The sequence below is a fragment of the uncultured Bacteroides sp. genome (assembly GCF_905207245.1).
Lineage (GTDB): Bacteria > Bacteroidota > Bacteroidia > Bacteroidales > Bacteroidaceae > Bacteroides.
The window spans coordinates 145,708-171,697 of the sequence record NZ_CAJLKP010000001.1 but is presented as its reverse complement, the minus strand read 5'-3'; the positions used below and the strand labels follow the sequence as shown (position 1 = coordinate 171,697).

The 25,990-nt window shown below is 43.3% G+C and carries 26 protein-coding genes, 1 tRNA gene and 1 riboswitch; of the genes, 13 read left to right on the top strand and 14 right to left on the bottom strand.

Features of this window, described 5'->3' with window-relative positions; translation table 11 throughout:
• Nucleotides 1-6 precede the first annotated feature (6 nt).
• Nucleotides 7-972 carry a type IX secretion system protein PorQ gene (gene porQ, locus QZ135_RS00675; protein WP_294604891.1) on the bottom strand — a complete coding sequence of 322 codons (966 nt, stop codon included), beginning with the start codon at nucleotides 970-972 and terminating at the stop codon, nucleotides 7-9.
• Between the two features lie 206 nt (nucleotides 973-1,178).
• On the opposite strand from porQ, the gene QZ135_RS00670 reads away from it, so the two are divergent.
• The 9 genes from QZ135_RS00670 (at nucleotide 1,179) to QZ135_RS00630 (ending at nucleotide 7,146) form a co-directional block, all read left to right on the top strand.
• Complete coding sequence (locus QZ135_RS00670) at nucleotides 1,179-1,865, top strand: energy transducer TonB (protein WP_007659882.1); 687 nt, start codon at nucleotides 1,179-1,181, stop codon at nucleotides 1,863-1,865.
• Between the two features lie 80 nt (nucleotides 1,866-1,945).
• Nucleotides 1,946-2,920 carry a polyprenyl synthetase family protein gene (locus QZ135_RS00665; RefSeq protein ID WP_294604887.1) on the top strand — a complete coding sequence of 325 codons (975 nt, stop codon included), beginning with the start codon at nucleotides 1,946-1,948 and terminating at the stop codon, nucleotides 2,918-2,920.
• A gap of 17 nt (nucleotides 2,921-2,937) precedes the next feature.
• Nucleotides 2,938-3,651, top strand: coding sequence for a hypothetical protein (locus QZ135_RS00660; protein ID WP_294604885.1), 714 nt, complete (start codon nucleotides 2,938-2,940; stop codon nucleotides 3,649-3,651).
• The gene (locus QZ135_RS00655) at nucleotides 3,648-4,427 is read left to right on the top strand and encodes a TatD family hydrolase (RefSeq protein WP_294604882.1); all 780 of its coding nucleotides are present in this window, start codon (nucleotides 3,648-3,650) and stop codon (nucleotides 4,425-4,427) included. Before QZ135_RS00660 ends, QZ135_RS00655 begins: the two co-directional genes overlap by 4 nt.
• A gap of 162 nt (nucleotides 4,428-4,589) precedes the next feature.
• Nucleotides 4,590-4,677, top strand: a tRNA-Ser gene (locus QZ135_RS00650).
• 80 nt (nucleotides 4,678-4,757) lie between these two features.
• A complete protein-coding gene (locus QZ135_RS00645) occupies nucleotides 4,758-5,561 on the top strand; it encodes a MotA/TolQ/ExbB proton channel family protein (RefSeq protein ID WP_007659875.1) in 804 nt (267 codons plus the stop codon).
• 5 nt (nucleotides 5,562-5,566) lie between these two features.
• On the top strand, nucleotides 5,567-6,052 hold the full coding sequence (locus tag QZ135_RS00640; protein WP_118463983.1) for a hypothetical protein: 486 nt from the start codon (nucleotides 5,567-5,569) through the stop codon (nucleotides 6,050-6,052).
• A 36-nt stretch (nucleotides 6,053-6,088) separates the two neighbouring features.
• Complete coding sequence (locus QZ135_RS00635) at nucleotides 6,089-6,682, top strand: biopolymer transporter ExbD (RefSeq protein WP_294604876.1); 594 nt, start codon at nucleotides 6,089-6,091, stop codon at nucleotides 6,680-6,682.
• The gene (locus QZ135_RS00630) at nucleotides 6,682-7,146 is read left to right on the top strand and encodes a biopolymer transporter ExbD (protein ID WP_007210400.1); all 465 of its coding nucleotides are present in this window, start codon (nucleotides 6,682-6,684) and stop codon (nucleotides 7,144-7,146) included. Before QZ135_RS00635 ends, QZ135_RS00630 begins: the two co-directional genes overlap by 1 nt.
• A gap of 59 nt (nucleotides 7,147-7,205) precedes the next feature.
• On the opposite strand, the gene QZ135_RS00625 is transcribed toward QZ135_RS00630, so the two are convergent.
• Together QZ135_RS00625 and QZ135_RS00620 are read right to left on the bottom strand one after the other, a co-directional pair.
• Nucleotides 7,206-7,742, bottom strand: a complete 537-nt coding sequence (locus QZ135_RS00625; protein ID WP_294604873.1) for a GNAT family N-acetyltransferase — start codon at nucleotides 7,740-7,742, stop codon at nucleotides 7,206-7,208.
• Nucleotides 7,743-7,772: 30 nt separating this feature from the next.
• On the bottom strand, nucleotides 7,773-9,050 hold the full coding sequence (locus QZ135_RS00620; RefSeq protein WP_294604868.1) for an IgA Peptidase M64: 1,278 nt from the start codon (nucleotides 9,048-9,050) through the stop codon (nucleotides 7,773-7,775).
• A gap of 210 nt (nucleotides 9,051-9,260) precedes the next feature.
• Here QZ135_RS00620 and QZ135_RS00615 point away from each other — a divergent pair, with 210 nt between their 5' ends.
• The gene (locus QZ135_RS00615) at nucleotides 9,261-9,737 is read left to right on the top strand and encodes an Lrp/AsnC ligand binding domain-containing protein (RefSeq protein WP_009130727.1); all 477 of its coding nucleotides are present in this window, start codon (nucleotides 9,261-9,263) and stop codon (nucleotides 9,735-9,737) included.
• 3 nt (nucleotides 9,738-9,740) lie between these two features.
• Here QZ135_RS00615 and QZ135_RS00610 read toward each other — a convergent pair whose 3' ends face one another.
• The 6 genes from QZ135_RS00610 to QZ135_RS00585 all read right to left on the bottom strand — a co-directional run bounded on the left by QZ135_RS00610 (nucleotide 9,741) and on the right by QZ135_RS00585 (nucleotide 14,085).
• On the bottom strand, nucleotides 9,741-10,229 hold the full coding sequence (locus tag QZ135_RS00610) for a dihydrofolate reductase (protein ID WP_294604864.1): 489 nt from the start codon (nucleotides 10,227-10,229) through the stop codon (nucleotides 9,741-9,743).
• Nucleotides 10,230-10,292: 63 nt separating this feature from the next.
• On the bottom strand, nucleotides 10,293-11,087 hold the full coding sequence (locus tag QZ135_RS00605; RefSeq protein WP_294604861.1) for a thymidylate synthase: 795 nt from the start codon (nucleotides 11,085-11,087) through the stop codon (nucleotides 10,293-10,295).
• 99 nt (nucleotides 11,088-11,186) lie between these two features.
• Nucleotides 11,187-12,371, bottom strand: a complete 1,185-nt coding sequence (gene cls, locus QZ135_RS00600) for a cardiolipin synthase (RefSeq protein ID WP_294604998.1) — start codon at nucleotides 12,369-12,371, stop codon at nucleotides 11,187-11,189.
• Between the two features lie 223 nt (nucleotides 12,372-12,594).
• Nucleotides 12,595-12,924, bottom strand: a complete 330-nt coding sequence (locus QZ135_RS00595) for a DUF5056 domain-containing protein (protein ID WP_294604858.1) — start codon at nucleotides 12,922-12,924, stop codon at nucleotides 12,595-12,597.
• Complete coding sequence (locus QZ135_RS00590) at nucleotides 12,908-13,456, bottom strand: sigma-70 family RNA polymerase sigma factor (RefSeq protein ID WP_294604855.1); 549 nt, start codon at nucleotides 13,454-13,456, stop codon at nucleotides 12,908-12,910. Before QZ135_RS00590 ends, QZ135_RS00595 begins: the two co-directional genes overlap by 17 nt.
• A complete protein-coding gene (locus QZ135_RS00585; protein WP_294604852.1) occupies nucleotides 13,453-14,085 on the bottom strand; it encodes a DUF6249 domain-containing protein in 633 nt (210 codons plus the stop codon). Before QZ135_RS00585 ends, QZ135_RS00590 begins: the two co-directional genes overlap by 4 nt.
• A gap of 823 nt (nucleotides 14,086-14,908) precedes the next feature.
• Between QZ135_RS00585 and QZ135_RS00580 the strand changes: the two genes are divergently transcribed.
• From QZ135_RS00580 to QZ135_RS00570, 3 genes are all read left to right on the top strand, one after another.
• Entirely contained in the window at nucleotides 14,909-15,241 is a 333-nt protein-coding gene (locus tag QZ135_RS00580) for a hypothetical protein (RefSeq protein WP_294604849.1), read from the top strand.
• A gap of 74 nt (nucleotides 15,242-15,315) precedes the next feature.
• Nucleotides 15,316-17,739, top strand: a complete 2,424-nt coding sequence (locus tag QZ135_RS00575) for a TonB-dependent receptor (protein ID WP_294604847.1) — start codon at nucleotides 15,316-15,318, stop codon at nucleotides 17,737-17,739.
• Between the two features lie 84 nt (nucleotides 17,740-17,823).
• Nucleotides 17,824-19,257, top strand: coding sequence for an rRNA cytosine-C5-methyltransferase (locus QZ135_RS00570; RefSeq protein WP_294604844.1), 1,434 nt, complete (start codon nucleotides 17,824-17,826; stop codon nucleotides 19,255-19,257).
• A 79-nt stretch (nucleotides 19,258-19,336) separates the two neighbouring features.
• Here QZ135_RS00570 and QZ135_RS00565 read toward each other — a convergent pair whose 3' ends face one another.
• The 5 genes from QZ135_RS00565 to QZ135_RS00545 are packed head-to-tail and all read right to left on the bottom strand — an operon-like array spanning nucleotide 19,337 to nucleotide 25,726.
• Complete coding sequence (locus QZ135_RS00565) at nucleotides 19,337-20,338, bottom strand: ABC transporter ATP-binding protein (protein ID WP_294604841.1); 1,002 nt, start codon at nucleotides 20,336-20,338, stop codon at nucleotides 19,337-19,339.
• On the bottom strand, nucleotides 20,338-21,369 hold the full coding sequence (locus QZ135_RS00560; protein WP_294604839.1) for an iron ABC transporter permease: 1,032 nt from the start codon (nucleotides 21,367-21,369) through the stop codon (nucleotides 20,338-20,340). Before QZ135_RS00560 ends, QZ135_RS00565 begins: the two co-directional genes overlap by 1 nt.
• An 11-nt stretch (nucleotides 21,370-21,380) precedes the next feature.
• Nucleotides 21,381-22,523, bottom strand: coding sequence for an ABC transporter substrate-binding protein (locus QZ135_RS00555; protein WP_294604835.1), 1,143 nt, complete (start codon nucleotides 22,521-22,523; stop codon nucleotides 21,381-21,383).
• 8 nt (nucleotides 22,524-22,531) lie between these two features.
• Nucleotides 22,532-23,659 carry a DUF5074 domain-containing protein gene (locus QZ135_RS00550; protein ID WP_294604833.1) on the bottom strand — a complete coding sequence of 376 codons (1,128 nt, stop codon included), beginning with the start codon at nucleotides 23,657-23,659 and terminating at the stop codon, nucleotides 22,532-22,534.
• A gap of 21 nt (nucleotides 23,660-23,680) precedes the next feature.
• On the bottom strand, nucleotides 23,681-25,726 hold the full coding sequence (locus tag QZ135_RS00545; protein ID WP_294604830.1) for a TonB-dependent receptor plug domain-containing protein: 2,046 nt from the start codon (nucleotides 25,724-25,726) through the stop codon (nucleotides 23,681-23,683).
• A 47-nt stretch (nucleotides 25,727-25,773) separates the two neighbouring features.
• A riboswitch (cobalamin riboswitch) is annotated at nucleotides 25,774-25,977 on the bottom strand.
• Nucleotides 25,978-25,990 lie beyond the last annotated feature (13 nt).

Here is a 25,990-nt window from a genome sequence, read left to right as displayed (position 1 = left end):
TATATATTATAAGGTATATGACAGATTAAAGATGAGTGAGGATGAACTCACATGATATTTGGCGTATGCTATTCCGAGCTTCAGCCGTTTCAATTGTATTCCTGCACCGCAGGTGAAACCAGCCCAATGGTTGGAGCCGTTTATCTTCATTTCTTCTCCACGGCGGAAATTGTATCCGGCTGCTAGATAAAAGTTATCGGTCGGAAGAAAATCGATTCCGAGGGCTATGTGATTTAACAATTTCTTTCCGAAATTGTTTGCTGCCGTGGTTGAGGCACTCCAATGCGTCAAATCATGCAAGGTCAGCGAAAGCCGGAATGGGGCATGTGCCAGTCGTTTGCTGAAACCGAGCAGTACATCAATAGGCAACTTTTCATGCCGTTCTTCAAAAGTCTTGAGTTGTCCTCCCAGATTGCGCGCAACGAGTGAGGCAGAAAAATCAGATTCCTGATGATAATAATTCAGTCCCAGATCAACACCGATGGCAAACGAAGAATATTTGTCATAATGGGAATAGATGAAGTTGGTTCGTACACCACCGCTCCAATAATCACTTAAATCATAGGTGTAAATACCCGATATGGAGATATCTTTGGCAGAGAAAGTGCCGATTTCAATATTTTCTTCGGTGGTTTCTTTTAATTCTCCATAATCTGCATATTGGGCGGTTACTGCCCATGTGGAACGTTCGCCTGCAGTTCGTGCAAATGCGGCTCCGGCAACGTTTACCCCGTCCATATAAAGCATATAATTAAGATTGAGAGTCTTATCCGCTACACACGAAAGGAGGGCCGGATTTTGTACAGCCATGGTCAAATCGTCTTCTATAATAGAAATGTTTTCTCCACCCAGTGCCGATGCATGGGCAGAAAAGGGAAGCTTCAGAAATTGGAAGGCGCTGGTTCCGTCTTGTGCATGTAAAACGGAGAAAATCAGGAGTAGTAACGCCGTTATAAAAGACTTTTTCAACATTTCATTTAAAATTATTGCCAAAGATACGGTATTTTTAAAATATCTCGTTACATTTGTGGCACAAAAGCACAGGTGTGCTTTGTGAAGGATAAAAAAAACAAAAATGGGTGCATATTGTCTTAAAAAAGATAGTACGAATGAACGTTTTGCAGAAAAAGTACTATATTTGCCCAAAATGAGAAACACGTTAAAATAATATTATAATTATGGAAATTAAGAAAACACCTAAAGCAGATTTGGAGAACAAAAAATCGACTTGGATGCTTATTGGTTATGTTATTGTGCTTGCCTTTATGTTTATAGCATTTGAATGGACAAAGCGTGATATCAAAATTGATACGAGCCAGGCCCTTACTGATCTCTATTTTGAAGAAGAAATGGTTCCTATTACTGAACAGGAAGAAAAGGTCGCTCCTCCTCCTCCAGAAGTAGCTCCGATTAACGAAACATTAGAAATCGTAGCTGATGATGCTGATGTGGAAGAAACTGTTATCGCTTCTTCTGAAGAAACAGGTCAGGCAGTAGAGGTAAAATACGTGCCTGTAACTGTTGTTGAAGAAGAACCGGAAGAACAAACCATTTTTGAGGTTGTAGAACAAATGCCTGAATTTCCGAATGGTGGTATGGCTGGTTTGATGCAATTTTTGAGCAAGAACATCAAATATCCGACTATTGCACAGGAAAATGGTACTCAAGGTCGTGTAACAGTACAGTTCGTTGTTAACAAGGACGGTAGTATTGTAGATGCTAAAGTCATAAGAGGTGTTGACCCGTATTTGGATAAAGAAGCACTTCGTGTGATTGGTACCATGCCGAAATGGAAACCTGGTATGCAGCGCGGTAAACCGGTACGCGTTAAATATACGGTGCCTGTAATGTTTAGATTGCAGTAATACGTTATCGATATAGAAAAGAGGCTGCCGGAAAAGCAGCCTCTTTTTATTACCTCTATTTCCCTTAATTTACTATCACTATGTTTACAGCTTCCGAGCTACTCGAAAATTTTAATTCTCATATTGCTGGTTTACAGTTTACGCGTACTCCAAAAGGATTGTATGCTCCGATAGAATATGTTTTGTCTATGGGCGGAAAGCGGATTCGCCCGGTATTAATGTTGATGGCATATAATCTATATCAGGAAGACGTGACCCATGTTTATGCTCCAGCCACCGGTATTGAAGTCTATCACAATTACACTCTTCTGCATGATGACTTGATGGATCGGGCTGATCGTCGCAGAGGAAAAGAAACTGTTCACAAAGTTTGGAATGATAATACTGCTATTCTTTCGGGAGATGCAATGTTGGTTCTTGCTTATCAATTTATGGCAGAATGTCCTTCAGCTTTTCTGAAAGAAGTTATGGAACTTTTCAGTCTGACAGCCCTTGAAATATGCGAAGGACAGCAGATGGATATGGAGTTTGAACAAAGGAACGATGTTGCGGCAGAAGAATACCTGGAAATGATTCGCCTTAAAACTGCGGTTTTATTGGCCGCAAGTCTGAAGATAGGTGCTCGCTTGGGCGGTGCTTCAGTGGAAGATGCCGAGCATTTGTATGATTTTGGCATGAACATAGGGGTCGCTTTCCAGTTGAAAGATGATTTTTTGGATGTTTATGGTAACCCCAAGGTGTTTGGGAAAAATATTGGCGGGGACATTCTTTGCAATAAAAAAACGTATATGCTGATTAAGGCATTGGAACATGCCAATGCGGAGCAGCGCAATCAATTGAATCATTGGATAAATGCAGAGACTTTCTTGTCGGTTGAGAAGATTGCGGCTGTTACAGAACTCTATGACCGGATTGGCGTGAAAGAGATTTGCGAGAATAAAATGTCGGAGTATAGTAATCGTGCAATGGAAAGTCTTGCAACTGTCAGCATTGCAGAGGAAAAGAAAGAAGAACTTAGAAAGATTATAGAAAATCTCATGCACAGAGAAGTGTAATTGTACTTTTTGAAAGTATGCCTTATAGAAGATTACCAAATACAGACCAAGCGAGAATACGGGCACTGAAAGCAGTGGTTGCAAAAGCTGATACCTATAATCTTTACGATTTGGCAGTTTCTTTGAAGACATTGACTGAGGCCCGGAATTTTTTGACAAAATTTGAAGCTGCCCAGTCTTATTATTCGCAGTGCTTTGAGCGTCAGTCTCAAGCAGGGCGCAAGCATCAGGCTAATGTGAAGATGGCGCGTCTGTATGTTTCTCATTTTATTCAGGTTTTGAATCTGGCAGTGATTCGTTTGGAGCTGCGTGCAGCGCATAAAGCATATTATGGCTTGCCGGCCGATAGTACGAATGTGCCGGATTTATCGACAGAGACTGCATTGGTGGAGTGGGGGAGAAAAATTATAGATGGAGAGGCTAAGCGAACTTCACAGGGCGGTATTCCTATTTATAATCCTACAATTGCGAAAGTCAGGGTACATTATGATATCTTTACAGATAGCTATGACAGGCAGAAGAATCTGCAAACTTTAACCGCACGTAGCTTAGATGCTCTCTCTGCTATGCGAACTACCGCAGATGAACTGATATTAGATATTTGGAATCAGGTAGAAAAGAAATTTGAAGAGGTTTCTCCTAATGAGAAACGTTTGAATTTGTGTCGTGATTACGGATTGATTTACTATTACCGTACCGGCGAAAAACGAAAAGAAGAAGCGAACGAATGAGATTAATTGATACACATTCCCATCTTTTTTTAGAGGAATTTTCAGAAGATTTACCACAGGTTATTGAACGTGCACGTGCTGTAGGAGTTACTCACATCTTTATGCCTAATATAGACAGTACGACTGCCGGTACAATGCTTTCGGTTTGTAACACTTATAAAGGTTACTGTTTCCCTATGATTGGCTTACACCCAACTTCGGTGAATGCCGATTATGAAAAAGAACTGGAATTTGTAGCGTATGAATTGGAATCTTCCAAAGAGTATGTTGCGATTGGAGAGATTGGTATGGACCTTTACTGGGATAAAACCTTCCTGAAAGAGCAACAAGCTGTATTAGATAGGCAGATTAACTGGGCATTAGAATATGAACTTCCTGTGGTAATCCATTGCCGAGATGCTTTTGATTATATATATAAGGTGCTGGAACCTTACAAGAAAAGTCCTTTAAAAGGAATATTCCATAGTTTTACAGGTGGTGTCGAAGAGGCTTCGAAGATCCTTGAGTTTTCTGATTTCTTCATTGGAATAAATGGTGTGGTCACTTTTAAAAAATCCCATCTTCCGGAAGTTTTGTTAGAAATACCTTTAGAGAGGATTGTCCTCGAAACCGATTCTCCTTACCTGACTCCGGTGCCGAATCGTGGTAAAAGAAATGAGAGTGCTAATGTGAAAGATACTTTGATGAAGGTTTCCGAGATTTACCGGCTGTCTCCTGATGCCGTTGGAAACGTAACTTCTGAAAACGCTTTAAAAGTGTTTGGAATGCTCAAATAACATCGCGAAGATTTTAAAGTTTATTAATTTTGAGATTTTATTAAAGATAAAACAGGGAGAATGGAGGGCAAGAACGAAAAAAAGAATACATTTGTAGCTGAAAACGCTTGTGGTTCGCATTTTTTTTGTAATTTGCAGCCGTTTTAGAAAGAAGCGTCTATTGGAGAGATGCTCGAGTGGTTGAAGAGGCACGCCTGGAAAGCGTGTATACCTCTAAAGGGTATCCGGGGTTCGAATCCCCGTCTCTCCGCAGGATGAAAGAAGGAAACAAAAACAATAAATGAATATAATAAACAATTTAATTAATTAATCTTAAAAATTAGACACACAATGAAAAAGTTATTTGCAATTGTTGCTGTGATGGGAGTCTTAACATTTGGCTCAACTCAACTTGCTCAGGCTCAAGATGCTCCTGCAGCTGAACAAACAGAACAAGCTGCTCCTGCAGCTCAAGCAGCTCCTGCTGGTGATGCTACTGTAGAGGCAGAAGAAGGTGGTATTCACAAGGAAATCAAGACTAAATTTATTGAAGGTACTGCATCTTTCATGAGTTTGGTTGCTATTGCTTTGGTTATCGGTCTTGCATTCTGCATCGAACGTATCATTTATCTGAGCTTGGCTGAAATCAACACAAAGAAATTCTTGGCTGCTATTGAAGCTGCTTTGGAAAAAGGCGACGTAGAAGCTGCTAAAGACATCGCACGTAATACAAGAGGTCCTATCGCTTCTATTTATTACCAAGGCTTATTGAGAATTGATCAAGGTCTTGACGTAGTTGAGAAGTCAGTAGTATCTTATGGTGGTGTACAAGCTGGTTACTTGGAAAAAGGTTGCTCTTGGATCACACTGTTCATCGCAATGGCTCCGTCTTTAGGATTCTTGGGTACTGTAATTGGTATGGTGCAGGCATTTGATAAGATCCAACAAGTAGGTGATATCTCTCCGACGGTTGTAGCAGGTGGTATGAAAGTTGCCTTGATTACAACTATCTTCGGTTTGATCGTTGCCTTGATTCTGCAGGTATTCTACAACTATATCCTGTCTAAGATTGAGGCTTTGACCAGCGAAATGGAAGATTCTTCTATCACTCTGTTGGACATGGTTATCAAATATAACTTGAAATACAAAAAATAAGAGAAATGGCTAAATTATCATATAGAGTATCATATTACGTACTGTATGTTTTATTCGCCGCTATTTTAGTAGTATTGGGCTTATTCTACTTCGGGGGAGACGCTCAGGGCGATGCAGTACTGATGGGTGTTGACCCAGAGATGTGGCAGCCTGCACAGACAGATAGCATGCTGTATTTAATGTATGGTTTGTTTGCTTTGGCTGTTATTGCAATGGTAGGTGGATTTATTCTGCAGTTTGGTACAGCATTAAAAGATAATCCGGTAAAGGCTTTGAAGTCATTGCTTGGTGTTATTTTGTTAGCTGTTGTAATGATCGTTGCTTGGTCTATGGGTAGTGGTGAACAAATGAATATCCCAGGCTATAGTGGAACTGATAATGTTCCGTTCTGGCTGAAGATAACTGATATGTTTTTGTATACTATTTATTTCCTACTGGGGGCAACTGTTCTTGCAATGCTTTTTAGTAGTATTAAAAAGAAATTATCATAATCGATTGAGGCAACTCAATTTAATGGAGTAATTACAATGGCAAAAGGAAAAAGAAAAGTTCCTGATATAAACTCAAGTTCTACAGCGGATATCGCTTTCCTATTGTTGATCTTCTTCTTGATTACGACTTCTATGGATACGGACCGTGGTTTGGCAAGACGTTTACCGCCACCACCCGAGACTGAAGATAGAAAGGATGATTCAGATAAGGTTAAGGAGCGTAACGTTTTGACTGTCTTCTTGAACATGAATGACCAACTCATGGCCAATGGAGAGTACATCAATGTAGATCAATTGAGAGATAAGGCAAAAGAATTTATTGCTAACCCGTATAATGATGAAGCCAAACCGGAAAAGCATGCAAAAGAGATACCTTTCTTTGGCACTATGCAGGTTACGGAAAAGCATGTAGTTTCTTTGCGTTGCGACCGTGGATCTTCCTATAAGGCATATTTGACAGTTCAGAATGAACTGGTGGCTGCTTATAATGAGTTGAGAGAAGAATTGTCTCAGGAAAAGTTTGGCAAGAATTATGCCGCTTTGGATGAAGATCAACAAAAAGCAATTCGTGATGTATATCCTCAGAAGATTTCTGAGGCAGAACCTAAAAAGTACGGAGAAAAGAAGTAATGGGAAAATTTAATAAGACTGGTAAACGCGAAATGCCTGCGTTGAATACTTCTTCTCTGCCTGACCTTATCTTCACCCTGTTGTTCTTCTTTATGATTGTAACAACAATGCGTGAGGTAACACTGAAGGTTGAGTTTAAGGTTCCGCAAGCTACTGAGTTGGAAAAATTGGAAAAGAAATCTTTGGTTACGTTTATCTATGTAGGAAAACCTACAGCCGAGTTCCGTAAGAAACTGGGTAATGAAAGCCGTATCCAATTGAATGACAGCTATGCTGAAGTTGCTGAAATCCAGGACTACATTATTGGTGAACGTGCCAGTATGAAGGAAGAGGATCAGCCGCAGATGACTGTTTCTTTGAAGGTTGACCAAGATACAAAAATGGGTATCGTTACAGATATCAAAGAAGCTCTTCGTAAAGCTTATGCATTGAAACTTAACTATTCTGCGCAACCGCGTCAGTAAGAAGTTAGATCAAACTATATAAATGAAAGGCGCTTGTTCGAGAAACAAGCGCCTTTTATTTATCCTTTTATGTTATATACTTCCCGGTATATATCTTCTTTTACTTTTTCGAAATCCCTCTCACATTCTAAGTCTCCATGAGTCATAAGTAACATGGGTAGATAATCGTCTTCGGGTCTATATGGCGGTTGAAGATATGGTTTCTCCCAAAGTACGAAGCCTTGGCGTTTATAGAAGTTGATGCGTCGTTGTGCCATTTCTTCTTCGGGTGTTTCTACTTCCAGAACAATGGGACGCTGGAGTAGCTGGCATAAGTGGCTTAAGACATTCTTGCCATGTCCGCCATTACGCTGGGCCGGATCGATGGCAAAGTGTTCTACGTAATAGAATTTACCGAAATCCCAATAAGTAATGAAACCTACAGGAGTGTCATGGTGGAAAATAATATTATTGTGGAAATGAGGCTTATTGTCAGTGTACAAACGCAGTTCCTCTAACGGACGGTGCTCTTCCGGCGGGAAGGCGGTGGTTATTAACTGTTCCATGTATTCATACAAGAATTCATCAGCAGTGCTGATGCGCTGGAGTCTAATCATAATGTTGTTTTTTAAAGTTTAGTCTTTTTATTATTTAGTATAGAAATCGATGAGTCGTTGCAGTGCACGCTGGCATACCGGACAGAATGTAGGGTGTTCATTGGTACGCATGCGGCAATTATCAGCAGGACGGAAAATGCCTTTTGAAGAGTATCCTCCTCCTTCATAAACTCCTACAGGATATTTCGTTTGTTCACTGACAGGGGTGGGAATAGGAGTGTCTTTACCAAGCATATCTTCCCATTTGGAGGCGAAGTCTACGCGAGTACTTATATTTTGCTCCCAAGGCTCTACATTTAAGGGATATGTATCAGTCATAACATCGTTATCGTAGAAATATTCGTCTGCCAGGCCGCCGAAACTGTGCCCGAATTCATGCACAACTACAGGACGGAACATAGGGTGGTGCGCAGTGGTCAGGGTATAAGCATTGTATATACCGCCACCACCATACTCCTCTGTATTGGCAAGAATGATGATATGTTCATATGGTATTCCGGCTAGGGCATCGTGTATGGACTTCACCCGGCGCGTAGTCAGGTAGCGGTCGGAATAAAATGTGCTGAAATGTGAGTTGAAAGCAGTGTGTTTCCATTCCCCTAACCGGGGGACACTTACACCACTGTCGTCGGAGGGGCTGGCAACAGCTACGATATTGAAGCGACCTTTCATACTTTTGAACGGTTCGTGAGAGAACAAACTCTCGCAGGCAATTGCCGCATCCTGATAGAATATATCCATTTCATCGGAGGTATAACCTTCTGCAAGGATAGCGACATCGATGCATTTGTCTGTATTACCACTTTCCAGTAAATACTTGTGTGGAGTAATGTGCGTTGTTCCTTTTTGATGGATGAGTACATCATCTGGACGAACAATGTGTTTCAGACGGGTGCGTATCTCTTTTCTTGGGCTTAAAAGAGTGATTTCTATCTCTGCTGGACGTAGCGGGTAAGGCAACAGGAATGTATTCTCAAATCCTTTATTAACCGTTTTTGCTTCGTCTGTTTCCAACCATTCCTGAAAGAGAGAAGAAAAAGAAGTCGTATAGATAATTGTTCCACTCTCCAAATCCTTCATAATGATTTGTCCATTACCTTGCAAGGGCAATTCGGATAGGTGATGACGCCTTCCGGCCCATGAAGGGAGTACGGATAATTCATCCAAACATACACTTTGCCGGGAAGCGTCTCCCGTAAAGATGTAATCGATGCGCAGTGTTTTATCTGCAAAATACTCTGTGTAGTTTTGTGCACGGCTTGCTGCTACCATCAGTAAGCATAGTGCGAGTGCAAGATATTTCTTCATAACAATTTTATTTTTTCCAAAGATACAATCTTTGTCGGTCATCTCCAATTTCTTCCGATTAATGAATAAAAGCGTTGTGCGGGTTTATTCATTTTTTAGCAAGAAAAGTAATAAATCGTATTTTAATTGGGAAAAATTTCGCTAACTTTGCACATTACTGTGTGAGAATACGGTAAAAACAATCGTTATTTATTAATCATAAATTTAGAAATGGGACATCATCAATTGGATACTTTAGACGAGCAAATTCTGAAATTGATTGCAGACAATGCCCGTATTCCCTTCCTTGAAGTGGCAAGAGCCTGTAATGTTTCCGGCGCAGCCATACACCAACGCATACAAAAGCTGACGAATTTAGGTATTTTGAAAGGTTCGGAATATGTCATCGACCCGGAAAAGATAGGTTACGAAACTTGTGCTTACATTGGCATTTACCTGAAAGACCCTGAATCTTTTGATGCTGTGACGAGGGCGCTTGAGGCTATTCCTGAAGTTGTGGAATGTCATTTTACAACAGGAAAATATGATATGTTTATCAAGCTCTATGCACGAAACAACCATCACTTGCTGAGTATCATTCATGATAAATTGCAGCCTCTGGGATTGGCGCGTACCGAGACTTTGATATCTTTCCATGAAGCCATTAAACGGCAAATGCCGATAATGGTGGAAGTGGATGAAGATTAAGGATTACTTGCGAACATAGTCCACAAATGCATAAGGGCAGGGATGTTTCTCATCAACAGGATGAGATTCCCTGCTTTTTTCGTGCCATACCGCAGAGTCTACAATCGGAAAGTAAGCGTCTACCTGAAGTGCTTGTGCGTCAATCTCTGTCAGGCAGAGCATGTCTGCTACCTGCATTGCCTGTTTGTATACGCTTGCACCGCCGATAATATATACCTGTTCTTCGGGTTGACAACTTTGTAAAGCTGCTTCGAGGGTAGGGAATATCTCTGCACCGGGACATTGGGCTTTGGGATTGGAGGAAAGTACCACGTTCCGCCGGTTAGGCAGGGCACCTTTGGGAAGAGACTCGAAAGTTTTTCTTCCCATGATGATAGTATTTCCTGTAGTTAATGCCTTGAAGCGCTTCAAGTCATTAGGAAGCCAGAATAAAAGCTTATTTTGAAAGCCGATGCCTAAGTTACGGTCTACGGCAGCGATGATACTAACCATGGATTTATGATTTATGGTTTATGAATTATGATTCTTGAAAATAAATCATAATTCATAAATCAGTTAAACTGATACTTTTCCTGCTATGTGCGGATGTGGATTATAATTCACCAATTCGAAATCTTCATATTTGAAATCGAAGATACTCTTTACATCCGGATTAATTTTCATCTGTGGCAACGGGTGCGGTTCGCGGGTGAGTTGTAATTTCACCTGTTCCAGATGGTTTAGATAAATATGAGCATCACCGAGGGTGTGAATGAAATCACCAGCTTTCAATCCCGTGACCTGTGCCATCATCTGTAATAGCAGGGCATAAGACGCAATATTGAAAGGTACGCCGAGGAAAATATCAGCGCTGCGTTGATAGAGTTGCAGGCTCAACCGCCCATTTGCAACATAGAACTGGAAAAAGGCATGGCAAGGAGGAAGATTCATGTTATCGAGATCCCCTACATTCCAGGCGCTGACAATGATGCGACGGGAGTCCGGATTATGAAGAATGGTTTCTACCGCTTCACTGATTTGGTCAATGGAGCCACCTTTATAATCAGGCCACGAACGCCATTGATAACCGTATATATGTCCCAATTCACCGTTTTCGTCAGCCCACTCGTTCCAGATGCGGACACCATTATCTTGCAGGTATTTGGCATTTGTATCACCATTCAGGAACCACAACAGTTCGTATATGATGGATTTCAGATGTAATTTCTTAGTGGTGAGGCAAGGAAAACCCTCATCCATATTGAAGCGCATTTGATGACCGAAAATGCTGATTGTACCCGTTCCGGTGCGGTCTTCCTTGTGTATGCCTTCGGCAAGTACCCGGTTGAGTAAGTCTAAATATTGTTTCATGATTGCAGGTTACGAATTATAAACAACAAAATAGGCAATCTTTTTTGCCTCGCCAAAGGTAACTAAACTTCGGCAGATAGAATAATTTCCCATTGAAAATTAGAGGAACGGAGTCATCAGATTGCCCACCCAACCTACGAATTTCTTCCAGCCGGAACGCTTTTTCCAAACTTCGGGGGTGAGCAGAGTACTATTCTTTTTGTCCCGTTCAAACATATTGTTCAACTGGTGTGTAATTGTCGGGTCGAAGATAAAAGCATTCGTCTCATAGTCGTATCTTAAACTGCGGCTGTTCAGATTAGCAGTGCCCACGGTACAAAAGTTCCGGTCCACCATCATGATTTTGGAGTGATGGAAGCCTCCGTTAAAGAGATAGACTTTGGCACCCTTCTTCATCAACTTATGAACGATGTAGAAAGAGGCTTCCGGCGTAAAAGGAATATCCGAAACGGCAGGTATCATAATCTCCACTTCTGTTCCTTTCTTCAAAGCCGATTTGATGGCTTTCCGGATAGATTTTGTCGGGACGAAATAAGGGTTTACAATTTGTATGCTATGCTGTGCTGCTGCAATGGATGCTGCATAAACATGACTGATGGCACGTGGAGTTTCCCGTGGAGTGCGGTCAACGATGGCTATTTCCTCGGCTATACTGTCGGGTAGTTGCGGCAGGTCGGGGAAGTAGACAGGGCCGCCTATGTGTTGTTTGGTTTCCTCATTCCACATGGTGAGGAAGATGCCTTGCAGATAGCGCACTGCATCTCCTTCGATGCGCATGTGCATGTCATGCCATTGGCCTATTTTGGGGAGTCCGGTGATATAATAATCCGCGATGTTCATGCCGCCGGTATACCCTATTTCCCCGTCAATCACTACAATCTTGCGGTGGTCGCGATGCATGGCATGATTAATCCACGGAAAGGTAATGGGATCGAATTTCACTATTTCAATTCCACGGTCACGGATGGCTTTCAGATGCCGTTTTTTTAATGGTTTGTTATTGGACCAGTTGCCGAAAGCATCGAACAATGCCCGGACTTCCACACCTTCCTGAACTTTTTCTGCCAGAAGGTCGAATAGAGCATTGGCAATGGAGTCATTGCGAAAATTGAAGTACTCCAGATGAATATGATGTTTGGCGTGGCGTATTTCTTCGAAAAGGTCAATAAACTTCTCCCGGCCGCTCATCAGAAGTTTCACTTTATTGTTGCCGGTGACAGGGATGCCTTGTTGTTGTAAATAGTGCATCACGAGCGAGTCACTGGTGACGACTTGCGCGTGAATATTCCCTATAAAAAATAATGTAGATAATAATATGATAAATAATGTTCTTTTCAAAACTTCTTACGCTTAGTTAGTTTTCTATTTAGAGCTGGCAAATATACAATATAATGGCGAGAAATGTTTGATTAGTTAAAAAAAATTAGCCCTTGAGCTGCAAAAAGCAGGCAAGGGCTAACTAAATTATTGCAAGGGCAAACGGATTTATTGCAAGGCCTGATGCGCTTTATGCCAAAGAGCAAATCTTGCGGTATCCGAAGTAGAGAAGCACTACTGCCACTATAATCAGTGATTTCGGGTCGATTTCTGCTGCACCGCTTTGCAGAGCGTTGGTGAAAGTCTCCCGCAAAGTACCCAGCACCAGTTGCAGGCCATCAAGGACAAAGAATAGCACCACGGCAAGGGTAAAACAGAATAAGCTCCACAACTGCGAAATCCGGTAATACCGGTCGGGCAGGTGGTGCATCACGCGACGGCTGAAGCCTTTATCTTCTATCTCCTTCCTATTGTCAGAGAAGAATTTCTGCAAGAGTTTATCATCAGTTGTTTCCATCATAACCATTTTGTTTTAAGTAAATAGCCATTTTATCTTTCGCCCGTGCGAGGTGGCTTTTGACTGTTCCCGCCGGACATCCCGTGATACCTGCAATCTTGTCGATGCTTTGATCTTCCATGTAGAAGAGCGTGATGCAGGTTCGTTCCATTTCTTTCAGTGTCGCCAGCGCCCGGTAAATGTCCATCTGTTGTCCCACGTCGTCCTGACTGGTATTCCAGTTGGCATCCACTTCCCGGCTATCGAGTTCGGCTGTTTCCTTTCGACTGCGAAGATAATCATAAAATACATTATATGCAATACGGTAAAGCCAGGTAGAAAAGTTGGACAGGTTCTTGAACGAAGCAAGGTTGGTGTAAGCCTTGATAAACGTATCCTGCGCCAGGTCGTCACTCAATTCGCTGTCGCCGCAAGTCAGGTTGAGGAAGAACCGTCGCACGGGCGACTGGTACTTCTTCACCAACTGGTCGAAGGCCCTGGTGTTGCGAAACACCACGACCTGTGCGACTAGCGATATGTCATTGAGTTGGCTCATCTCTCTTTGTTGTTCTTTTTAGAATCTTGTGTGTAGTAAATAACCAATTGTCCGAAGCCTGTGAACATGATAAGTAGTCCGACGCAGCCCACTCCGAAGTTTCCGGTGATGGCCCAGAGGAAGATGAACAATCCGACGCCGATGAAGATGTTTTTGATGCCTTTGGTGCGGATATCTTCTGTTTTTTCTGCATTCTTGAAGAAGTCTGCGGGCAGTTGTTGCCCACTGGCCAGTGCCTGTTCAGCGAGGCGATATTTAGCTTTCCGGTTTTTGTAGTTGAAGAAGAATACCGTGAAGACGATGAGCAGGGGCAATCCGAAGATGAAGACGATGGCGGTGACGGAGATGATGGTTTCGGAAGTTTTACCTCCTAAGTCTAAGCCCCAGTCCCAGCCGGAATTGTTGTGGTGCTTCCATCCTTTGTCATTTCCGCTGTTTGAGCTGCTGCCTTCGTAGGTCATGATACTGAGCGTATCGGTTACTGTCTTTCCGTCAATGGTGGTATCGCGCAGTTCAATCACGCGTTTTTTGTTCCCCAGACTGTCGTTTTCTGTAACTGTTCTGTTCTTTGCCTGTACCAATGAGCAAAGTGTCATGGCGGCGATGAGTGCTAAAATAATCCGTTTCATAATCATATAATGTTTTACTTTTTATTGTTTCTTTATGTGTTAGACGTATGATGTTAGTTAGAAAGTTGCAAAGAGACGATATTTTTTTTAGAAAATCGATAATATGCGGCATTATTTATTGGAATATTCAGCTTACGGGGGGAGATATTCGTTGCTTAAAGGAGGCTGGTATTTTCGTTGAAACAAACTATTGGCGGAGTTGCAAGAAACTAATATCTTGTGTGCTACCAACTAATATCTTGGATACTAATGAATGTTCTTACCATAGATATATAAGTTTCTTACAACAGTTATAGAAGCTTCTTACATTAGTTATAATAGTATATTACAACAGTTATTGTAAGAAAAATGATTAGGCAACGAGTTATTAGTTGGATGCGGTGCGGAGATTAGTTGTTAGGCGAGCAGATATTAGTTTGTAGGCAGATTCTTTTTCCATTTGCGGGATTCACTTAGAAAATGTTTTAAAATAATAAATAATAATTTAGCGCGGAGCGCTAAATTAAGTTACGAGCTACGAGCTACCAGTAACGAGTTGCTGCGCTGTACTCGTGGGTGAATAATTATTCGCCCGGCTATCACACCGAAAGGCACTTGTCACTCGTAGCTTGTAGCTCGTCACTTATCGCGCGAAGCGCGATAAATTATCATTTATAGCTCCAGAATATTAAATGAAAACAAATTCTTAATCATTATGTAACATCGGGCTTCTTGTACTAATAAGATATAGGTATTTTGGGGGTAAAACCGGTTAAAACAACTAAATGCGGTTGGTTGTTATTGTAATTAGTACTATTTTCGCCAACATATCTTAAAAACGCTTTTGGAGAAGTTACGGAACATATTGAAATGGTTTCTTCCTTTGCTGTTCATTGCATATTTAGGGGGGATTACGCTGTTTACTCACTCGCATGTAGTAAATGGGGTGATTATCGTGCACTCCCATCCCTTCAAAGGTGAACATCAACATACGGAAGCGCAGGTAGAAACGATTTTCTTCCTTTCGTCTTTTGTTACTTCATCTCTTCCTACTGTTCTTTTTGCCGCACCGGCTTTCCTCATTTTATTGTGCGTACTGGCTGTTCCGGGTGTGGAACGCATCAAGTATGTAAAGGGGCGTTGCGGCATCAGTCTTCGGGCTCCACCTGTAGCTTAATCGATTAGTGACGAGCACGAGCTGCGAGTTGCTCTATTATCATTTCCCTAACTCATTAATATAAAAAGAACTACATGAAAAAATATATCATTTTCGTGGTGGGGGTAGTGTGCGCATTGCTCTCCCGGAACACTTATGCAGAAGATTTAAGAGGTACCGATGCCAATATCATCGGCCACGTGATAGAAAAAAATACAGGTGAACACCTTCCTTATATGACGGTAGCCCTGAAGGGAACTACTATCGGCACCATGACCGACAATTCCGGCCATTACTTTCTGAAAAATCTTCCCGAAGGAGAGTTTACGCTGTACGTCAGTGCCGTAGGGTATAAGTCGCAAGAGCGTAAAGTAATGCTGAAACGGGGCAAAACATTAGAAGAAAACTTCGAGTTGGAAGAAGACATGGTTGCCTTGGACGGTGTGGTGGTCACTGCCAACCGTAATGAAACAGCCCGCCGCCTGGCGCCTACACTCGTCAAAGTGGTTACTCCCAAGCTGTTTGATATGACCAATTCACATACACTGTCGCAAGGACTGGTATTCCAGCCGGGTGTACGTGTGGAAAACGACTGCCAGAATTGTGGTTATTCGCAAGTACGCATCAATGGTATGGACGGAAAATATACGCAGATATTGATAGACTCGCGCCCCATCTTCTCCGCTCTGGCAGGTGTTTACGGACTGGAACAGATTCCGGCAAACATGATAGAACGCGTGGAAGTAGTGCGTGGAGGTGGTTCCGCCCTGTTTGGCTCTTCCGCCATCGCCGGGACAGTGAATATCATCACGAAAGAACCTATCCGTAATTCCGGTTCGTTTGCCCATAGCATTTCCAACTTCGACGGCTCCGGCGCTTTCGACAACAACACTACGTTGAATCTTTCTCTTGTTTCTTCGGACAACAAGATGGGGGCTTACGTCTACGGTCAAAACCGGCATCGCTCTGCATGGGACTCCAATGGCGACGGTTTCTCCGAACTGCCTAAACTGAAGAACCAGACAGTAGGTGTCAATGCCTACTACCGTACAAGTCCTTACTCCAAACTGAGCTTGGAATATCATCATATGGAAGAGTTACGTCGTGGTGGTAACCGTTTCGACCTGCCACCCCACATTGCCGAAGATGCCGACCTCAACGGTTCGGGAGAACCCGGACTGGTGGAACAAATCAGGCATTCTATCAATACGGGCGGACTCAAATTCAGTGCTTTCTCCAAAGACCAGAAGCACACATTTAATGTATATGCTTCCGCGCAACACATCGAGCGTGATAGCTATTACAGTGCTTATGGTACCACAACGGACTTTACCGGTGTGCTAGGCGCACAATATATTTATCATTTCGATAAACTCCTGTTCATGCCTTCCGACCTGACGGGAGGGCTGGAGTTTAACCATGACGACCTGTATGACAGAGGAACGGATGTCCAGAAGTATCGTGATAAAGCCTTGGCCGAAGACCCTGCTGCAACGGGCGAGCGCCTGCAACAACTGATTGAAAAATACACCCCCGACCCGCTAAAACAGATTGTGAATATATCGAGCGTTTATCTTCAAAATGAATGGAAGAACGAGCAATGGAGTTTCCTTATCGGCGGACGTGTGGATAAGAACAGTATCATGGATAAAGCTATTTTCAGTCCGCGTGCCAACGTTCGTTACAATCCTACGCAGGATGTGAACATCCGTTTCAGCTATGCCGAAGGATTCCGGGCCCCGCAGGCGTTCGACGAAGACTTGCATATCAGTAACGTAGGTGGTGAACTGATTTCTATTGTCCGTTCCCCAAAACTGAAAGAAGAACGCTCGCGCAGCGTGAACGCCTCAGTGGACTGGTACCATTACTTCGGTGATTTTCAGGCGAACCTGCTGGTAGAAGGCTTCTTCACTAAATTGTCCGACCCTTTTGTCCTGACAGCTCCGGTGGAAGACCCCAATGGCTCCGGCTATCTGATACAAACGCGCATCAACGGTTCCGGTGCCAAAGTATATGGTGGCACGTTGGAAGGAAAGATAGCCTGGCGTAATAAAATCCAGTTGCAGGCTGGTCTGACTGTGCAACGTAGCCTGTACGACACTCCAGAGGAGTGGAGTGCGGACAAGGAACATTTGTCGGATGCAGAACGCCATAGCGACAAGATACTGCGCACGCCGGATTTCTATGGTTATTTCACGGCTACGTATACGCCAACAAAGCCTCTTACAATAGCCCTGAACGGCAATTATACGGGCCGGATGTATGTGCCTCACCTGATGTCCGAAGTGAATGGCACGGCCGACTTGCTGGTGAAGAGTCCGGACTTCTTTGAACTGGGTGCCAAGCTGGCTTATGATGTTGATTTCTCCGGCATCTGCCTGCAAATCAATGTGGGAGTACAGAATATTTTCAACTCTTACCAGAATGATTTCGACAAAGGAGCAAGCCGGGATTCCGGTTACATTTATGGTCCCGGTGCTCCCCGTTCCTACTTTGCAGGGGTGAAGCTTAGCTTTTAGCGTCTCAGCAGAACTTTTTTATGCAAGCATGAAAGTTATGCATTCGATTTGCATTACCTTTGCGGGCATAAAACGACTTGGCACATGGAATTACCCGTATCTTTTGCAGACCGTACCCGTTCCCTTCTGGGAAATGAAGAATATAACAAACTGGCTGACGCCCTGAATGAGGAACAGCCCGTAAGTATCCGACTGAATGAAGCAAAGTTGCCCGATGCTTCATTCGGTCTTTTTCATGGCTATGCCGGACCTGTACTTTGGTCTTCTACAGGCTTTTATCTCGATCGTCGCTTGACATTTACTTTCGACCCTTTGTTTCACGCAGGTTGCTACTATGTGCAGGAGGCATCGTCCATGTTTGTGGAGCAGGCATTGAAGCAATATGTGAGTGAGGCACCCGCGGTGATGCTTGACCTTTGTGCCGCACCCGGTGGAAAATCTACTCATGCCTGCAGTGTATTGCCTGAAGGCAGCCTGTTGGTAGCCAACGAAGTAATCCGTAACCGTTCTCAGATTTTGGCGGAGAATCTGGCTAAGTGGGGGCATCCCGGTGTAGTGGTAACCAACAATGACCCGGCAGACTTCTCCGATTTGGAGGACTTTTTCGATGTGATATTGACTGATGTTCCCTGTTCGGGTGAGGGCATGTTCCGTAAAGATCCCGTTGCAATAAGCGAATGGAGTCCGGAGAATGTGGACATTTGCTGGCAACGGCAAAGACGTATCATTTCCGATATCTGGCCCAGTCTGAAACCGGGCGGACTATTAATTTATAGTACTTGTACGTATAATACGAAGGAGGATGAAGAAAATATTCGCTGGATACATGATGAATTCGGTGCGGAGATACTTCCGGTGAATGTGTCTGACGATTGGAATATCACCGGGAACCTGCTTGCCGGAGAAGATTTTCCTGTCTATCGTTTTCTTCCTCACCGGACGAAAGGTGAAGGCTTTTTCCTTGCTGTGCTTCGGAAACCAGAGGAAAACGCCCCGCAAACCCAGTATAAATCAGTTTCAGCCCAAGGCAAGAGAAAGGTTGCTGCCAGTATATCCAAGGAGCAACTGGCCGTTGCCCGGGGATGGCTCTTTTCTCCGGATGGCTATGAGCTTTCAGTAAACGGAACGAACATAACGGCTTTCCCTAAAGAATATTTGCCGGAACTGTCAGCTTTGCAGCAATCTCTTCGTGTCATTCAGGCGGGCATTGCCCTTGCCGAAGTAAAGGGAAAGGACTTGATACCCAATCATGCTTTTGCCATGAGTCATGTATTGCATGATGATATTTTCTTCCGTGAAGAAGTATCATATGAGCAGGCTATTGCTTATTTACGCAAAGAAGCGATTGTGCTTTCCGGTGGTGCTCCACGCGGTTATGTACTGCTGACTTATATGAATATTCCTTTGGGTTTCGTGAAGAATATAGGTAACCGTGCTAATAATCTTTATCCGCAAGAGTGGAGGATACGGAGCGGATACTTGCCGGAAGAGATATTAATCTTATGTAATCAGAGTTGATATTTGGTGTTTCTTCGATAATCAACGATGAATTGTGGGATGAAATAAGTGAATTTAGATGCAACTATCATTGCCTTTATCATACATTGGCAAGTAGTTGCTCGAAAGAATGGAATTTGTATTCTTTTCCCTTGTATAGCCTGAAATCTTCAGCAGATAGCACCTGTATGCGTGGCAAATCAGTTGTTCCTGCCGTAGAAGCGGAGCAACAAGCATATCCATGACGGTTCAGTGCATTTGTTGTCCAATGCAATAAGACTTCATCGTTCGCTTCTACGATGATATTGCGATGGCTATCCACTTTCGGATAATACACCCCATGGGCATAATCAAACCGGATATCATTGCGGGAAAATAAGCTATCCATCCGGTGACTCAGAATCATATCTTCCGTGACTCCACATTGCAGTCCGTTTTCTTTGGAGAGCAGCCATAGTTTGTCTGCCAACACTAATGCCTGTTCTATATCATGGGTGGAAAGTAAAATCGCTTTATTCTGTTCTACAGCCAGACGGTGAAGTAAAGTCATAATCTCAATGCGGCTCACTACATCCAGGAAGGCGGTAGGCTCATCCAGTAGGATAAGCGGGCATTCCTGCACCAATGCTTTGGCAATCATTACTTTTTGCCGTTCGCCATCCGATAATTCTGCGGTATAGCTTTGGGCTTTATGACTGATACCTACAGCTTCCAATGCTTCTTCAATAATGGCATGGTCTGATTTATTCAACCTGCCGAAGAAACCCGTGTGAGGTTGTCGTCCCAAGGCTACCAATTCATATACAGTCAATCCACCTGCTTGTGTTTTATCCGTCAGTACTACGCCAATGGTACGTGAACGTTCTTTCTCGGAATAGGCAGATAACGGCTTTTCTTGTACAAGTAATTCACCAGAGAGAGCTGGTTGTGAGGCGGCTAAAGTGCGGAGTAGGGTAGACTTACCTGTTCCGTTGGCTCCCAGCAGACAAGTCAGTTCTCCGGGATAGAGTCGGAAAGAGAGATGTTCATGTATCCGTTTCTCTTGTTTTCCCGAACGATAGCCGATACATAAATCGCTTGCAATGATAACAGCTTTCTCCATCAGTTGAAATATTGTATTTTACGTTGGTTTACGATTACATAAATGATAACAGGTGCTCCCAGCACAGGAGTTACCGCATTTAGTGGAATGATACCCGCTTCACCCGGTAAAATGCAAATAAGATTGCAAAGCAGGGCAATGGCTGCACCCGTCAGCAAAGTGACAGGGAGTAGTGAGTTGTGGTTGGACGTACCCAACATTAGGCGAGAGATATGCGGAACGGCCAGACCGATGAAAGCAACAGGTCCGCAGAAAGCAGTGGTGACGGCGGTTAGCAATCCGGTGGCTATCAACAACAGGTTGCGGGTGCGGCGGATGTTTACACCTAAGTTTTCGGCATAACGTGTACCCAGCAACATGGCATTTAGTGGCTTGATAAGCAGGATGGAAAGTAATAATCCTGCCAGACAGAACGCGGAGAAATAAGGCAATTGTTGTAACGATACACCGCCGAAATTGCCCATACCCCAAATCATATAAGAATGTACTCCTTCGGCTGTTGCAAAGAAATTGAGCAATGATATGGCGGAAGAGGTGATATAGCCAATCATGATACCTGTAATCAACAGCATGATATTGCTTTTAATCAGTGTGGAAAAGAAAAGGATAAGTCCCATTACTACCATCGACCCAACGAAAGCTCCAAGTATCACCGAGAAGAAACCGGACAAGGTGAATATACCTGTTGCAATGCTTCCTCCGCCTGCCAGCATCACCAATGCCACGCCAAGACTTGCTCCTGAGTTTATTCCCAGAATAGATGGTCCTGCCAGCGGATTATTGAAAGCTGTTTGTAGCATCAGTCCCGAAGCAGCCAGTGCCGCACCACATAGCAGAGCCGTGACGGCTTGCGGTAGGCGTGACTCCCAGATAATAAAACTCCAACTGGCTTTCTCTGCCTCATTCCCCGATAGGATATTCCATACCGCTCCGGCAGGAATGCTGATTGAACCAAACCAGAGATTAGCGGTCATCAATAAAAGAATGAGGACCGACAATACTATACCATATATATATCCTTTGCCTTTCAAACCATTAAATTTTATTCCGCTAATTTACTATAATATTTCAATTCATATCCTTCTAACATCGAAGGATGGAAGATTTTTATTAAATCTTTCAATAACCAGTCCGGCTGGAAAGGTGTTTCCTCGTAGAAAGGTACCCGGTTGGTGTTGCAGCCGTAGATATTCCGTTCTTTGAAGGCGCGGAAACCGGCGTAAGGGGCAAACTCTTTTTCCAGTTCACTATAGGTTTTATTTGTGGGCTGGTTGTAGCGTATCAGCCAGAAGTCTGCCTGTTGCCCTTTCTCAAAGATAACTTCAAAAGGATAGGGGAGGGAACCGCTGTGTGCATCTTCCCGGAAAATATAACTGGCACCCGCATCGGTATATAGTTTGGCGATGGTACTGTTGCCGCCCGGAGTATACCAAGTAGAACTCGTTTTTAAATCACACATCACCGAGGGGGCAAAAGAAATGGGTGCAACTAAGCTCTTCAGCTCATTATAATTCTGTTCCACTGATGTAAACAGACTATCTGCCACCTGTTTTTTTCCGAACAACAAACCGTAGAAGTGCATCCATTCGGCACGTCCCAATGCGGAGGTTTCCATATATTCGGCACATTCTATGATGGGGACATTCAGCTTTTCTACGCGCCCGTAGCCGCCACTATTTTCAAAAGGGGAGAGGAGTATCGCATCCGGATGGATATCTATGATTTTTTCAATGTTAGGATTCATACCGTCGCCTACGTCGGCTATTGAACCGTTCCGGCATCCTTCTTCAATTTCCGGCATTTTGATATATTTCAGGTCGCATACACCACCAATGCTCTCCAGTGCACCAAGTTTCTTTAACAGGCTGCAATGCACGGAGGAGTAGATGACAGCTTTGCTTAACGGGGTGCGGACGATGGTTCCTGCGGGCAGTGCTTCGGGGAGTTCCTGATTTTTATCTACTAAAATATAGGTATGCAATACTTTGGTTGTATCCCAGGGATTACGTAGTTGTGCAAGGGTATAATCTCCGTAATCAACAATAGAAAGGTTTTCTACATACCGTAAGGTGATGGTGTCACCTTGTATGGACCTGGAAGAAGTGTTACTTCTCCCGCCGCAGGCGGAGAGAAGTAACACTATGATTGCTATTGAAATAAATTGTAATCCTTTGTGCAAATACATTTCAGATATTAATTAAAGAAGATGATTTTCTTGGGGTTCTGTCCTCCGCAGTCAAATTGGCTGATAAAGTTTCCGTTTTGGTCAAATCTGTAGATTTTTCCGTTTCCGGCAGAGTACAAAGTAGTGGCTATATAAATGTCTCCGTTAGCTTCGTTCACACTCATGGAGTAGACACTACTGGAAGCAAGTTCTTCCGGGGCATTTTTCAGGAAACTGGCATCTTTTTTCTCCAGGGTATTTGCATTATAGCTGTAGAAGGTATTTATAGTACTGGTTTCAGGCCAGTTACTATAATCTGTCTCCGAATTAACAAAGTAGACCATTCCTCTTTCATCATCAGCAACCATATCAGTGGCTGTACCGATTACCGTTATTTTGTTGTTGTCTTTCGGGTCTATCATCTGGGCTGTATAACCTATGGGGCCATAATCCCCGTAAGATATCAGAAAGACTTTATCATTAGCCTCCGTCAGTTTGTTCGGATTTACCGTTACGGTTAATGTCTTTTCCAATGTAAATGTTTTGGTGTCGATGACAAATACATCTGATAAGTATACAAATTGGGCATCTTCCTTTTTGTAGGAGTTTGCCACATATAACTTGTCGTTACATTCTACGATACCTTCCAGGTTATTTCCAAGGCTCAGGGATGCTTTCTCTTCCAGCGTTTGCGCATCCAGCTTCACTACTTTGCCACCATACAGGGTTACATAAACATAGCCGTCGTCGGCTGCCATGTAGCGGGGTGTCGCTCCATTTACGGTGAAAGCATGGCGGGCTTGTTCCACTCCGGCTGTATTTAAGCGTGTCATATAGCTTGAACCATTGACTGCAACATAAATACTATTACGATATTCAATCATATCCTGACCGGTATCACCTAATTTGGCTCCGTTTTGTGTATAGAATATATCCTTGACGAAAAAGTTTGCCTGATCCGGGCAATAGAAACTGATACTTGCATTGTTGGCTCCCTGAGAGCCTTCATTTAATATATAGGCACGCTTCTGGGGCAATTCTATGCTGCTTCCGGAGTCATTCCGACCATAATCGTCATCATCATCACTACATGATGTAATGGAAATGTTCAGTGCCAGCAGGCACATTAAACTGAATAATAAACTTCTGATTTTCATTTTACATTGTTTTTTATAGGGTTAAAATTGTATTGTACCGCTAACCTGCCAGTTCCGTCCCGGCATGGGATAATATTTTATAACTTCGTATTGCTTGTTCAACAGGTTGATAACTTCCGCCTGCAGCGTAAGTGTATATTTGCTAAATTTGAAAGTGTGCGAAACGGAGAGGGTATGGTCCGTGTACCCATCTATCTTGTAGTCCGGAATATTTTGTGACAGATAATATCGTTTACCTACTCCGACAACAGAATATCCGACATTTATCCACGGAGTCTCGACAATGACATTGCCGTTTCCACTATGTTCCGGTGTATAGGGCAATTGGTCTTTGTAGTTGCTGGTTGAACTGTCGGTGATATCGATGGCTTTTTGCCATGTATATCCTCCTGCAATGCGTAGGTCTATTTGAGGGATAATAGGAATGAACGTCGAGAAAGTAAAATCAACTCCCGATATGCGTGCTTTCCCATAGTTTGCCATTCTCCATACGTAAGTTGACGGGAATGCTACAATTTTATCTTTTACGTGATTGTAATACCCGTCCAATGTTACGGACATGTTATTTATCCATGAACAAGGAGAACCGCTCCACGTAATGCCTATGTTGTATTCCTGTGCTTTTTCGGGGCGGAGACTGCGATTGCCTAAACGATAATAATATAAATCATTGAAGGTCGGAGTCCGGAAAGTACTTTTGTACATGGCGCGTATGTAGAATAACTGGTCTTTCCAAGGGCGGAAACTGATGGATGCGCTGGGGGAGAGTTTGCTCATATCTTCAGGCCGTTCTCCACTTTCTACATGCTCCGTGAGGTAGGTACCCACCAGAGACGCCATGGCTGTGAGCTGTCCGGTCTGATACTTTGCACTAAATGCTGTGAGTGAAGTGTAGCGTGTAGGGTATGGGCAGAACTGGAGATTATTCCATAAGGTATTGATAGCTCCGTCTTGCGCCAGGGCCAACGAAAATTCTTTAGTGGGTGAGTAGACAATGGTGGCGGACAAATAATATTCGTTCTGCCTGTAATGCTCGGTCGTAATTCCTCCTTCATATTGTGCCCCTTCATCCTGGTACTTATTCTTGGAATAATTGTATTTTCCCTGGGCTTGTAAAACCCATCGGGGGGAGAATTGCTTTTTATATTTCACTTGGGTGAAGAAATTATTATCCCATAAACGCTCATAAGAATTCGGATTATAGAGAAGGACAACACCGGGCAGCCCACGTTCCGAGTCGAAATAGTAGGTCTTTATGCTTAATTCACTGCTGTCCTTGAACGTATGAAAAAGGTTGGCTTCGCCATGCCAGGAGCTTATGTCCGAATTGTATCTTCTTTCTTTGGTTGTGTATTTCCCATTTTCCAAGGTGAAGTCATAGACACCATCTGCTCTCAGGAAGTTGCCGTCTACGGTGAGAGTGGTTTGCTTGCCTAAATGTTGCGCCCAGCGTAGTGAAGGGTTTACCATACCGTAAGAGCCCCCTTTTATGCGGCCTTGAAAAGAATATTTTCCTGTGAATAGGGGAATTTCCGTTTCTATGTTGAGCACACCGGCAGAGGCGTAAAGGCGGGCGGGTTGTAGCAGATTGTCTCCTTGTCCGATGGCTAAGGAGAGCAAAGCAACATTATCGAGTGAGAACCTGCCTATGTCTATTTGTCCGGCCTGGCAATTGCTGACAGCTATTCCATCATAGCTGATAGCTGTATGTGCTGCACCCAGATTTCGTATAGAAACTGTCTTGAGACCGCCTACTCCACCATAATCTTTCACATTGGCACCTGTAAAATGGCGCACTGCATCCGCCATGTTTTGCAGTCCGAGATGCTCAATATTATCTTTAGTGATAATTTGTGTGGGAGTTGCTGCGGATACTTTTTGCGGGGTTCGTCTGGCTTTTATGGTTACTCCGGGAATTGCATGCGTTTTATTGGTAATGGTATCTCCTTTTTGTTGGGCATGTAGATGAAGAGGAGGCAAGAATAAATAGAAGAATAAACATAACCGTAGTATATAGGCATGCTTATCTATTACAATTCTATTGCTTTTAATGCTCTGTATATTCATAAATAAGGGTATAATCCATGTACATCTCATACCCTTTCCTCGAAGGCATAAGAAATGATAGGCTTTGCAGGTCTTCTGACTTACTCCGGATTTGCCGCCTTCCCACCATACGAATATTGGCAGTGGCACAGGTGATTGGCAAATCCTGCAATAGGAGTTCACAGCAGCGGGACTGTTTGGGAGTCACACCCAATTCCCTTTTCATGGAGTATACCGAAAGGCATCCTCCAACAAAACCGGGGGCAAAGATAGGAAAGATTTATG

What these genes read in the sequence shown, in the direction of transcription:
- QZ135_RS00625 (WP_294604873.1), bottom strand. Translation starts at nt 7,742, where the DNA reads ATGATTAGACTCCAGCGCATCAGCACTGCTGATGAATTCTTGTATGAA.
- QZ135_RS00620 (WP_294604868.1), bottom strand. Translation starts at nt 9,050, where the DNA reads ATGAAGAAATATCTTGCACTCGCACTATGCTTACTGATGGTAGCAGCA.
- QZ135_RS00665 (WP_294604887.1), top strand. Translation starts at nt 1,946, where the DNA reads ATGTTTACAGCTTCCGAGCTACTCGAAAATTTTAATTCTCATATTGCT.
- porQ (WP_294604891.1), bottom strand. Translation starts at nt 972, where the DNA reads ATGTTGAAAAAGTCTTTTATAACGGCGTTACTACTCCTGATTTTCTCC.
- QZ135_RS00660 (WP_294604885.1), top strand. Translation starts at nt 2,938, where the DNA reads ATGCCTTATAGAAGATTACCAAATACAGACCAAGCGAGAATACGGGCA.
- QZ135_RS00645 (WP_007659875.1), top strand. Translation starts at nt 4,758, where the DNA reads ATGAAAAAGTTATTTGCAATTGTTGCTGTGATGGGAGTCTTAACATTT.
- QZ135_RS00670 (WP_007659882.1), top strand. Translation starts at nt 1,179, where the DNA reads ATGGAAATTAAGAAAACACCTAAAGCAGATTTGGAGAACAAAAAATCG.
- QZ135_RS00555 (WP_294604835.1), bottom strand. Translation starts at nt 22,523, where the DNA reads ATGTATTTGCACAAAGGATTACAATTTATTTCAATAGCAATCATAGTG.
- QZ135_RS00590 (WP_294604855.1), bottom strand. Translation starts at nt 13,456, where the DNA reads ATGAGCCAACTCAATGACATATCGCTAGTCGCACAGGTCGTGGTGTTT.
- QZ135_RS00575 (WP_294604847.1), top strand. Translation starts at nt 15,316, where the DNA reads ATGAAAAAATATATCATTTTCGTGGTGGGGGTAGTGTGCGCATTGCTC.
- QZ135_RS00610 (WP_294604864.1), bottom strand. Translation starts at nt 10,229, where the DNA reads ATGGTTAGTATCATCGCTGCCGTAGACCGTAACTTAGGCATCGGCTTT.
- QZ135_RS00585 (WP_294604852.1), bottom strand. Translation starts at nt 14,085, where the DNA reads ATGAAACGGATTATTTTAGCACTCATCGCCGCCATGACACTTTGCTCA.
- QZ135_RS00615 (WP_009130727.1), top strand. Translation starts at nt 9,261, where the DNA reads ATGGGACATCATCAATTGGATACTTTAGACGAGCAAATTCTGAAATTG.
- QZ135_RS00605 (WP_294604861.1), bottom strand. Translation starts at nt 11,087, where the DNA reads ATGAAACAATATTTAGACTTACTCAACCGGGTACTTGCCGAAGGCATA.
- QZ135_RS00630 (WP_007210400.1), top strand. Translation starts at nt 6,682, where the DNA reads ATGGGAAAATTTAATAAGACTGGTAAACGCGAAATGCCTGCGTTGAAT.
- QZ135_RS00635 (WP_294604876.1), top strand. Translation starts at nt 6,089, where the DNA reads ATGGCAAAAGGAAAAAGAAAAGTTCCTGATATAAACTCAAGTTCTACA.
- QZ135_RS00655 (WP_294604882.1), top strand. Translation starts at nt 3,648, where the DNA reads ATGAGATTAATTGATACACATTCCCATCTTTTTTTAGAGGAATTTTCA.
- QZ135_RS00545 (WP_294604830.1), bottom strand. Translation starts at nt 25,726, where the DNA reads ATGAATATACAGAGCATTAAAAGCAATAGAATTGTAATAGATAAGCAT.
- QZ135_RS00640 (WP_118463983.1), top strand. Translation starts at nt 5,567, where the DNA reads ATGGCTAAATTATCATATAGAGTATCATATTACGTACTGTATGTTTTA.
- QZ135_RS00550 (WP_294604833.1), bottom strand. Translation starts at nt 23,659, where the DNA reads ATGAAAATCAGAAGTTTATTATTCAGTTTAATGTGCCTGCTGGCACTG.
- QZ135_RS00570 (WP_294604844.1), top strand. Translation starts at nt 17,824, where the DNA reads ATGGAATTACCCGTATCTTTTGCAGACCGTACCCGTTCCCTTCTGGGA.
- QZ135_RS00595 (WP_294604858.1), bottom strand. Translation starts at nt 12,924, where the DNA reads ATGATGGAAACAACTGATGATAAACTCTTGCAGAAATTCTTCTCTGAC.
- QZ135_RS00565 (WP_294604841.1), bottom strand. Translation starts at nt 20,338, where the DNA reads ATGGAGAAAGCTGTTATCATTGCAAGCGATTTATGTATCGGCTATCGT.